General features: G+C 73.1%; 10 protein-coding genes. 5 read left to right on the top strand and 5 right to left on the bottom strand.

Annotated elements, in window-relative coordinates:
• From ACFWBD_RS29255 to ACFWBD_RS29240, 4 genes are all read right to left on the bottom strand, one after another.
• On the bottom strand, positions 1 to 671 hold a 671-nt coding region (locus tag ACFWBD_RS29255; protein ID WP_385673033.1), incomplete at its 3' end, for a lamin tail domain-containing protein.
• 365 nt (positions 672 to 1,036) lie between these two features.
• The gene (locus ACFWBD_RS29250; protein ID WP_385673030.1) at positions 1,037 to 3,571 is read right to left on the bottom strand and encodes an FtsX-like permease family protein; all 2,535 of its coding nucleotides are present in this window, start codon (positions 3,569 to 3,571) and stop codon (positions 1,037 to 1,039) included.
• A gap of 3 nt (positions 3,572 to 3,574) precedes the next feature.
• Entirely contained in the window at positions 3,575 to 4,294 is a 720-nt protein-coding gene (locus ACFWBD_RS29245) for an ABC transporter ATP-binding protein (protein WP_385673027.1), read from the bottom strand.
• Entirely contained in the window at positions 4,291 to 4,500 is a 210-nt protein-coding gene (locus ACFWBD_RS29240; protein ID WP_171398431.1) for a hypothetical protein, read from the bottom strand. Before ACFWBD_RS29240 ends, ACFWBD_RS29245 begins: the two co-directional genes overlap by 4 nt.
• Before the next feature lie 219 nt (positions 4,501 to 4,719).
• On the opposite strand from ACFWBD_RS29240, the gene ACFWBD_RS29235 reads away from it, so the two are divergent.
• The 3 genes from ACFWBD_RS29235 to ACFWBD_RS29225 all read left to right on the top strand — a co-directional run bounded on the left by ACFWBD_RS29235 (position 4,720) and on the right by ACFWBD_RS29225 (position 7,304).
• A complete protein-coding gene (locus ACFWBD_RS29235) occupies positions 4,720 to 6,033 on the top strand; it encodes a sensor histidine kinase (protein ID WP_385673024.1) in 1,314 nt (437 codons plus the stop codon).
• Positions 6,034 to 6,200: 167 nt separating this feature from the next.
• Positions 6,201 to 6,902, top strand: a complete 702-nt coding sequence (locus ACFWBD_RS29230) for a response regulator transcription factor (RefSeq protein WP_385673021.1) — start codon at positions 6,201 to 6,203, stop codon at positions 6,900 to 6,902.
• A gap of 81 nt (positions 6,903 to 6,983) precedes the next feature.
• Positions 6,984 to 7,304: a hypothetical protein gene (locus ACFWBD_RS29225; protein WP_385673018.1), complete on the top strand. Its 321-nt coding sequence runs from the start codon at positions 6,984 to 6,986 to the stop codon at positions 7,302 to 7,304.
• 34 nt (positions 7,305 to 7,338) lie between these two features.
• Here the strand turns inward: ACFWBD_RS29225 and ACFWBD_RS29220 are convergent, their stop codons facing one another.
• Positions 7,339 to 8,193: a polysaccharide deacetylase family protein gene (locus ACFWBD_RS29220; RefSeq protein WP_385673015.1), complete on the bottom strand. Its 855-nt coding sequence runs from the start codon at positions 8,191 to 8,193 to the stop codon at positions 7,339 to 7,341.
• A gap of 134 nt (positions 8,194 to 8,327) precedes the next feature.
• Between ACFWBD_RS29220 and ACFWBD_RS29215 the strand changes: the two genes are divergently transcribed.
• Complete coding sequence (locus ACFWBD_RS29215) at positions 8,328 to 8,795, top strand: DUF5990 family protein (RefSeq protein ID WP_385673012.1); 468 nt, start codon at positions 8,328 to 8,330, stop codon at positions 8,793 to 8,795.
• Positions 8,796 to 8,868: 73 nt separating this feature from the next.
• Complete coding sequence (locus tag ACFWBD_RS29210; protein ID WP_385673009.1) at positions 8,869 to 9,993, top strand: sugar ABC transporter substrate-binding protein; 1,125 nt, start codon at positions 8,869 to 8,871, stop codon at positions 9,991 to 9,993.
• Positions 9,994 to 10,022: the final 29 nt, after the last annotated feature.

The raw sequence follows: 10,022 nt of genomic DNA, 5'->3' as shown, positions 1-10,022 counted from the left end.
TTGTCACCGTGCCCGCGGTTGTCGCCGTGCCCGCGGTTGTCGCCGTGCCCGCGGTTGTCACCGTGCCCGCGGTTGTCACCGTGCCCGCGGTTGTCACCGTGCCCGCGGTTGTCACCGTGCCCGCGGTTGTCACCGTGCCCGCGGTTGTCACCGTGCCCGCGGTTGTCACCGTGCCCGCGGTTGTCGCCGTGGCCTCCGCCGTGGTGACGGTTGCGGCCCCAGGACTCGTCGTCGACGAAGCGGCCGTGGTCGTTGCGCAGGGTGGCGGTGTCGGAGCGGTTGTCCCACACCTCCCTGTTGCGGTCCTGGAAGAGGTCCCTGCGGGAGTCGTGGCCCTCACCGGTGTGGATGCGGACCGTGGAGCGGCCCTCCAGGCGGTAGTGGTGGAAGGTGTAGGTGCGGCCTTCGTCGTTCTTGAGGGTCCAGCCGTCGAGGTTGATCGTGTGGCGCGTGGTGTTGGTGAGTTCCACCCACTCCTTGTTCAGCGAGCTCCGGGAGCGGTCGTCACGTCCCGGGGCGTCGTACTGGACGGCGCTGATCCGCACCTCCGGGCGGTTGGGACGAGCGTGGTCGGACGCGGACGCCGGCAGTGCCATCGCGCCGACCAGGGCGCCGGCCGTGAGGGCGGCGGCGGTCAGACGACGAGCGTTGGCAGAAGCGGAAGTGGACAAAGAGTTCCCCTGGGATGTGCGGGCACCTTCCCACAGCGGCCTTCGTGGTCGCCGTGGGAGTTGGTGCGATGTGCGGGTGCGGTCGGCTGGCCGCAGACACACTCTGTCCACGGAGTGCGGGAGATGGGTAGGAAACAGGGCGTGTGTTACCTGTTGTCCATATCTCTGTGACTCTCGCCTGCAACGTCCATTTAAGTGAATAAGTACCGAAGTTGACGTCCCGACAGCCGACGGCCTCTTGCGGGAGTTGGCCCGTGGCGTCCGGACGCCACGTCACGCCACCCCACCGGGAGACGGCCCGTCACCCGAAAGTGAGTAACGGCCGCCTTCTCCACTGTCACCTTCTCGTCGACGGATCCCCTCGCTCAGTGGGCACGGATGGCGTCGGCCGGCGCGGTGCGCAGTGCCTGGCGGGTCGGGAGTTCGATGGTGAGGAAGGCCGTGACGGTGACCGTGAGCGCGAGCCCGGGCAGCAGCCAGACGGGTCCCGCGGGCCAGGGGCGGCCGAGGAAGCCCTGGCCCAGCAGGGCGAGGGGCAGCGCGGAGAGCAGCAGGGCGGTGACGAGCGCGGTGGCGGCGGTCACCGCGGCCTCGCGGCGCATCATCGACCGGATCTGACGGGGTGTGGTGCCGTTCATCCGCAGGGCGCCCAGCTCGACCCGGCGCTGGGCGGTGGCCGCGACCAGCTTGTTGGCGATGCTGAGCAGCAGGTAGACGAGCAGGACCACGATGGTGGCCAGGTTGATCCACACCTCGGGCGGGGCGTCCTTCAGGCCGCCGGCCGAGGGCAGGTCCGCGGGCTGGAGCGCCAGACCGGGGCCGGACGCCGCGAGCGCCGCGAGGCCCTGGCGGGCCGTCGCCGTGCCGTCCGTGCGGATCAGCAGGGACTGGTCCAGCCTCGTCGTGGTGTGTCCGGCGGCCAGGTCGTGGGAGAGCACCACCGCGCCGAAGCCGAGTCCGCGGCCGTACACGGCGACGACCTCCGCGTCGACCCGTGCGCCGTCGCCGAGGACCAGGCTCACCCGGTGGCCCACCGTCGCGGAGCGGGTGCGGGCGGCGTCGCTGCTGACGGCGACGGTGGCGCCGCGCAGGCGGTCCAGGCTGCCGTCGCGTACGTCGAGGTCGAGGACGTCGGAGGCGTCCGGGGTGAGGATCGTCGCGGGGTCCGACTCGCTCACCGTGTCGCCGAACTGCTGGTACTGCCACACCACGCTGGTCGTGCCGACCGGGGCCGCGGCCCGTACGCCGGCCGTGTTCCGTACGGCGGCGAGCGTGCCGGTGGGCAGTCCGCCCAGGCCCGGAGCGGTCAGGCGCTGCTGGGCGAGGGTGCCGGTGCGGGTGTCTTCGGCGGTGGCGGCCAGCACGGTGGTCTGGGTGAAGGCGTACGTCAGCACGAACACGACCGCCATGGCCAGGGTGCTGACGATCCCCGCGTTGCGCAGGGCGTAGGCGCGGAGGTTGGCCATCGCCAGCCAGGTGGGGGCGGAGGCGCCCGCCCCCGTCGCACGGGCCGCGGCGGCGCCGACACCCCGGACGAGCGCCGGGCCGGCCAGCGCCAGGCCGATCGCTCCCAGGATGCCCGCGATGGACGTGGCCGTGGCGCCGATGACCGTGCGGGAGAAGAGCGGCAGCGCCGACAGAACGGTCGCGGCGAGGATGACGAGCACGCCGACGCGCGTCCGGGCCCGCGACGGGTCGCGCGGCTCGCTGCGCGATTCCGCGACCGCTTCGGTGGCCGGCATCCGCGAGGTGCGCCAGGCCGAGCAGCGGGCCGACACCTGGACGGCCAGGACCATCAGGAGGATCGCCGCGAGGGCGGGCAACGGGCTGTAGGTGAGCGGGAGTCCGGACGGTACGACCCCGCGGTCCGCGAGCAGCCGGCGGAACTGCCCGGCCAGCAGATGACCGAGTCCCACGCCGGGCACCAGGGCCACGGCCGCGACGACGGTGGACTGGGCGGCGGCCAGGCGGCGGATCTGCTTCGGGGTCGCGCCGACGGCCCGCATCAGCGCCAGGTCGCGGCGCTGTCCGGCGATCGACACGGCCAGCGCGCTCGCCATCACGAAGCCGGTGATCAGCAGGACGATCCCGGAGAGCGAACCGGCGAGGAGGACCAGCAGCGAGCGGGACGCGCCGGCGCCGGGTGCGGCCGTGTCGCCCCGGTCGGCTCCGGTGACGGTCAGCAGACCGGTGCCCTTCAGCGCCGTCCGGACCTCGGCGGCGACGCGCCGCTCGGCGCCGGGCTCGGTGCGCAGGCCCACCAGGTCGACACGGTCCGCGTGCCCGGCCAGGCGTGCGGCCGTCGCGTCGGCGAAGAAGAGGCCCGCGCCGGGCGCGTCGACGACCGCCGAGACGCGGTAGCCGGCGGCGGGCCGGCCGTCGACGACGACCCGCACCCGGTCACCCGCCGCGATCCCGGCCGCGGCGGCGGTGGCGCTGTCCACGGCGACCTCACCGGAACCGGTCGGCGCGGCACCGTCGAGGTGCGCGCCGGCCGACGGCTCCGCCAGCTTCGTCGAGGACCAGCCGTGCCCCGCCACCTGCGGGTCTTCGGCCGGTACGACCTGTCCGTGGGCGTCGAGGAGAGCGGCCGGGAAGCCGATGTCGCCGACCGCCGCGGTGACACCTGGCAGCCCGGCGAGCTCGCCGACCAGCCGGGACGGGACCCTGCGCCGCTCCGGGAGCGCGAGCGGCAGCTCACCGGCCGGACGGAACTCCTGGTCGGCCGCGACCACGACGTCCGCGCCGTCGAGCCGGCCGGCGGGCAGATGGGAGCGGAGGCCGGACTCGGCCAGCACACCGGTGGCGGTGATCAGTGCCGCGCCGCCCAGGACCGCGCAGGCCACGGCGATCAGCGCGGTGATCCGGTGTCCGGCCATCCGTATCGCGAGACGGAACATGACTCAGACCTCTCCCAACGCGACGAGACGGCTTGCCAGTTCGGGGGCGGTCGGCGCGTCGAGGGCCTCGACCACCCGGCCGTCGGCCATCACCAGGACGTGGTGTGCGCGGGCCGCGGCGGCCGGATCGTGGGTGACCATCACCACCGTCTGGCGCAGGTCGGCGACGAGGTCGCGCAGCAGGTCGAGGACCTCGTGGGCGCTGCGCAGGTCGAGCGCGCCGGTCGGTTCGTCGGCGAACACGACGGCCGGCCTGGCCACCAACGCCCGTACCACGGCCGCGCGTTGCTGCTGGCCGCCGGAGAGTTCGGCGGGCCGGTGGGTCAGCCGGTCGGTCAGTCCGACCCGTTCCACCAGGGTCCGCAGCCAGTCGCGGTCCGGGGTGCGGCCCGCCAGCCGCAGCGGCAGCGTGATGTTGTCCTCGATGCTGAGCGAGGGGATCAGGTTGTACGCCTGGAACACGAAGCCGACTCGCTCGCGGCGCAGTTCGGTACGCCGGGTCTCGTTCAGCCCGGCGATCTCGTGGCCGTCGATGCGGACGCTGCCCGACGTCGGGGAGTCCAGCCCGGCGGCACAGTGCATCAGCGTGCTCTTGCCGGAACCCGACGGCCCCATCACGGCGAGGAAGGTGCCGCGTTCCACGGTCAGCGACACGTCGTCGAGGGCCCGTACGCCGCCCGGGTACGCCTTGCTGACGCCGGTCAGGGCGATGGCGGCGTTCATCGACGACCCCGCACGTTGCGTACGACGAGGGTGCCCGCGCACAGGACGGTGACGGCGCCGCAGACCAGGTGCACCCAGGTGTCGGCACCGCCGAAGGAGGCCGCCATGTTGGTGACCGCGCTGGTCACCACCACGGCCCAGAGCAGGGTGCGGGCGATCTCCCCACGGGTCAGCCGCTCCGGATCGGTGGTCGTGGTCTTCGTCATGGGGGTTTCTCCCGGGGTCCTGAGCCGTTCCTGCTGTCGTCACCGACGCTAGGGATCGGCACCCCCTGCGGCCGATCCCGCAGCCCGCCCGGTTCGAGGTACAGCAGGCTGTACCACCCGTCCCCCGCCTGACGCGCATGACGGCGAACCGGCCTGCGGCATAAGGTCGTTCGGGACGCGGGAAACGGGAAGCGGGAGCAGGAGGGGAGGGGCGGCGGAATGGCGGTCCAGCAGGACGCGGCGGCCGACGCCGCGGTCAGCCACGCGGCCGGTGACCGGCCGGAGGGCCTCGAGGACGAGAGCCTCAAGGAGATCGTCGTACGGACCCTCGGCGCCGCGGGCACCGCCATCGCCCAGCTCGCCTCCGGGCTCAACACGGCTCTGCTCGCCCTGCTCGTCCTGCTGTGGCTGGCCGTCACCGCCGTGACGAGCGTGGTCGGGGTCGGGCTGCTCATGGCGCCCGCGCTGCTGCGCGCCCTGCATGCCCTGGCCGGCCGGGAACGCGACCGGCTCGGCCGCCGGGGTCCCGAGGTCGTCGCCCCGCAGCCCCCGCCCACGCGGCTGCGGCCCGCCCTCGTCGACGCCACCACCCGCCGCGAACTGCGCTGGCTGGTCCGGCACGCCACGCTGGGGTTCCTGCTCGGGCTGCTCGGCGTCTACCTGCCGATCGCCGCCGTGCGCGACACCGCCTTCCCGCTCTACTGGCCGTTCCTGCCCAAGGGCGCGACCGCCACCTCCCTCGCCGTCGGCAGCGCGCACTCCTGGCCGGCCGCCCTCGCCGTGACGCTGCTGGGCGTCGGCTGGATCGCCATCATCCTGGGGCTGACCCCCGGCATGGCCCGCCTCCAGGCCCGGCCCGGACGCGGACTCCTCGCGGCCGGTCCGGAAGCGGATCTGTCGCTCCGGGTCGCCGAACTCACCGCCACCCGCGCCGCCGCCCTCGACGCCCACGCCACCGAACTCCGCCGTATCGAGCGCTCCCTGCACGACGGGGCCCAGAACCGGCTGGTCTCCGTCACCGTGCTGGTCGGGGCGGCCCGCCGCATGGTGGCCCGGGACCCGGCCGGCGCCGACGAGCTCCTGGAGCGCGCCCAGTCCGCGGCCGAACAGGCGCTGGCCGAGCTGCGTACGGTCGCGCGCGGCATCCTGCCGCCGGTGCTGGCCGACCGGGGACTCGCGGGCGCGCTCTCCGGCCTCGCCGCGGACTGCGCGGTGCCCTGCCGGATCGACGTGGACGTGCCCGAACGCTGTGCCGCCTCCGTCGAGGCGACCGCCTACTTCGTCCTCGCCGAGGCCCTGACCAACATCGCCAAGCACAGCGGCGCCGGACAGGCCACCGTCACGGCCCGTGGCCGGGACGGCCGGCTCCTGCTGCGCGTCGAGGACGACGGCCGGGGCGGCGCCGAAGCGGACGGCGGGACCGGACTCACCGGCATCCACCGCCGGGTCGCGGCGCACGACGGCAGCCTCTCCCTGGTCAGCCCGCCCGGCGGCCCGACCGTCCTGAAAGTGGACCTGCCCTGTGGATCGTGACCTGTGAAGCGTTGTGAGCCCTGGAGCGTCGCGAGTTGTGGAGCGTTGTGAGCCCTGGAGCGTCGCGAGTTGTGGAGCGCTGTGGCCCTGGAGCGTCGCGAGTTGTGGAGCGTTGTGAGCCCTGGAGCGTTGTCAGTTGTGGAGCGTTGTGAGTTGTGGAGCGTGAGATGCGGATCGTGATCGCCGAGGACGACGCGTTGCTGCGCGAGGGCCTCGCCCTGCTGCTGCGCGCCGAGTCCCTCGACGTGGTGGCCACCGCCGGCACCGCCGACGAGGCGCTGGACGCCATCGACGTGCACGAGCCGGACGTCGCCATCCTCGACGTACGGATGCCGCCGACCCACACCGACGAGGGGATCGTCGCGGCGGTCGAGGCCCGGCGCCGGCGGCCCGGCCTGGCCGTGCTCGTGCTGTCCGCGTACGTCGAGCAGAGCTTCGCCACCGAGCTGCTCGGCGGCGGTGTGCAGGGGCTCGGCTATCTGCTCAAGGAGCGGGTGGGCCGGGTGGAGGAGTTCCTGGACGCGCTGCGGCGGGTGGCGGCGGGCGGCACCGCCATCGACCCGGAGGTCGTCGCCCAGCTGTTCACCCGCTCGCGCCAGGACACCCGGCTGGAGCGGCTCAGCCCCCGGGAGCGGGACGTCCTCGCCCTGATGGCCGAGGGGCTGGGCAACTCGGCCGTCGCCGAACGGCTCGTCGTCACCGACGGCGCCGTCCACAAGCACATCCGCAGCATCTTCGCCAAGCTCGACCTGTCGCCGACGGACCAGGTGGACCGGCGGGTCGCGGCCGTCCTGCGGTATCTGGAGGCGGTGGGCACGGGAAGTCAGTCGGCGGGCGCGCCGCGGGGGCGGATCGGCCCGCTCTCGTAGGCCGTCTCTATCCTGCGGTAGAGGCTCCGTTCCTCCGCTGCGCCGACGATTCGCGGTCCGGCCGACGGAATGCTGAAGGCCATGGACATCACCTCGCTCACCGTCGTACTCAGCGTGGTCGTGATCGTCGCGGCCGCGGTCCTCATCGCCTCCAACGGGCCCCCGCTGTGGGTCTGTCTGCTGACCGGCGCGGGTTCCCTGCCGCTGAGCAAGGCCCTGCTCGGCACGCCCTGCTTCACTTCCACGGTCGGGGACGGTGGAGTCGCCCCATGGGTCGTGCGGCTCGCCGTCACCTGCACCCTCACGGCCGTGTTGAGCTTCTTCGTCGGCGGGGACGGTCGCGGGCGCGCCGACGACGACCGCACCACCGACGGCCCCCCGTCCCCTCGTGCGACGGCCTGAGCGGGATCGCGCGCCACGGGCGGCCGGACCGTCCCTAGAGGTAGTCCTCGAGGCGGGCCACCGTGAAACCCTGTTCCCGGATGTGCCGCAGCAGGTTGGCGGTCATCTCGGTCATGGTCGTGCCCTTGAGCTCGGACGGCCCGCGGAAGTGGGCCAGCACGATGTCGCCCGGGTGGAGTTTCTTGTCGCCGCGCTGGTACTGCATGTTCTTGATCTGCATGGACTCGCGCCACAGGACGATCGCCTCGACGCCGCAGGACGCGGCGGCGGCCCGGGTGTCCTCGTTCCAGTTGCCGTAGGGCGGACGGAACAGCCGCGGCAGGGTGCCGTATCGATCCTTCAGCTTGGTCTGCTGGCCGCAGATCTCCTGTTTCTGCGCGGCCGCGCCGAGGGTGCGCAGGTTCGGGTGGGTCAGCGTGTGGTTCTGGACGCCGTCGCCGAGGGCCTGGAGCTTGCCGAAGTAGCCGTAGTCGGCGCTGATGGCGGAGTCCGTCAGGAACATCGTGAAGGGGATCTTCAGCTCCCGCATCATCGTCACGAACTCCGGGTCCTTCTCCGCCCCGTCGTCGAAGGTGAGAAAGACGATCTTCTCCTGGGTGGGTATCTCACTGATCACCGGCACCTGACCGTCGGCGGCCGGCAGCACGACCGGCTTGACGGCGGGCGCGGCGGGCGCGGCGGCCAGCGGCTCGAGGCCCCACTTGCCGTACGCGGCCTCGACGCCCGCCCGCGCGCCCGCCTCGCCGCGGGGCGACTGGGTGGGCGGCACGGAGCGGGACGGTGCGGCGGGTCGGCCGGACCCCGCGGGGGACTCGGTCCCGCAGCCCGTCACGACGCCCGTCGCGAGCAGGACGCAGGCCAGCGCCGCCCCTCTGATCCGGCTGTCCATCCCGTGCACCCCGTGTCATCCGTACGGCTCGACCTGTCCACTGCTTGATGTCGAACGGACGTCCGAGGTTCCGCTCCGGAACGGACCGGGTGCCGGGTCTCCCCGGTGCCGCCGGGCGCGGCATGATGGCCGGTATGCGCATCCGCATCGACGCAGTCGACCTGCCCGGCCTCACCCGACCGGCCTCCGCCGACGGCAGGGTCCCCGCGTACGGCAACCTGCACGTCGCCGTGCAGCGTCGCGACCGTCCGGCCGAACTGCTCGAGCCGCAGCCCGGCGACGCGCCGTCCGCGACCTGGACCCTGGAGTGCACCACGAGTGCCTCGCCGACCGGCACCGAGGTCAGAGGGCCCTATGTGCAGGACCGTCTGGGCCGGCGGTTCGTCTACCTGTCGTGGGGCACGGTCGACGGGTCGGGCGTCTTCACGATGTTCCGCCGCGCCAAGGTCATGCTCGACGCCGTCCCCGCCGACGTGCTCGCCGCCGCCGCACGGGACGGACTGCTGGTCGGCCGCCTCGGCCTGACCGACGTGCAGGGCGGACCCCTCTGCGCGCGCGTCGAGCCCCCGCGCATCACCTGGACCGCAGAACGCGCCGACTAGAGCGGCTTGGCTACGCTTGGCGTTAAGTGCCTATTGCGGGGCAATGGCGGACGAATGTCCTAAGGAACCGAAGATGGATCTCGGTGCCGGCCTTCCGGCCGTGAAGCGTAGGTCCCTCACCCGCGCGTCCGTGGCGGTCATGGTCGCCGCCGGTCTGGTCCTGACCGGGGCCTGCGGCGGAAGCGACGGGGACGGCGACGGGGGCGGGGACGGCAGCCTCGCCGTCGGGGTACTGCTCCCGGGGGGCGGGGCCTCGCGTTTCGGGCAGTTCGACAAGCCCCTGATCGAGCGGCAGCTGAAGGGGCTGTGCCCGGACTGCCCCGCGCCGACCTTCGCCGCCACGTCCGACCCGGCCGTCCAGCGACAGCAGATCGAGTCCATGATCACGCGGCAGGTGGACGTCCTGATCCTCGCCGCCGTCGACGCCCAGCTGCTGCGCCCGTCGGTCGAGGCCGCACACCGGGCCGGCATCCCGGTCGTCGCCTACGACCGGCTCGCCCAGGGCCCGATCTCCGGTTACGTCACCTTCGACGGCGCGACGGTCGGCAAGCTCCAGGGCGAGGCGCTCCTGACGGCCATGGACGCCGAGGCGCGCGGCGAACAGATCGTCATGATGAACGGCGCCACGACCGATCCCAACGCCGGCTGGTTCAAGCGCGGGGCGCTCTCCGTCATCGAGGGCAAGGTCGAGATCGGCAAGTCGTACGACACCGTCGGCTGGCGCCCGGAGAACGCCTTCGCGAACATGACCAACGCCATCGCCGCCCTGGGCGCGGGCGACATCGACGGCGTCCTGGCCGCCAACGACAGCCTCGCCGGCGCCGTGGTCGCGGCCCTCAACGCCGCCGAGGTCAGACCGCTGCCTCCGATCACCGGCCAGGACGCCGACCTCGCGGCCGTGCAGCGCATCGTCCGGGGCGACCAGTACATGACCGTCTACAAGCCCTTCGAGCCCGCGGCCGACGCCGCCGCGAAGATGGCCGTCGCCCTGGGGCGCGGCGAGACGGTGGACTCCCTCGCCACGGGCACCGTCGACAACGCCACCACCGAGGACATTCCGGCGGTCCTGCTCCCGTCGGTCCCGGTGACCGTCGGCAACATCAAGGACACTCTGGTCAAGGACGGTATGTACACCGTCGACCAGATATGCACCCCTGCGCTCAGGTCCGCCTGCGACAAGGCCGGACTCACCCGATGAGCTCCCGATGAGCTCTCCCCGAAGGCGGA

Source organism: Streptomyces sp. NPDC060002 (genome assembly GCF_042737245.1).
Lineage (GTDB): Bacteria > Actinomycetota > Actinomycetes > Streptomycetales > Streptomycetaceae > Streptomyces.
The sequence above is the reverse complement of the archived record's forward strand: the minus strand, read 5'-3'. Positions and strand labels throughout refer to the sequence as shown.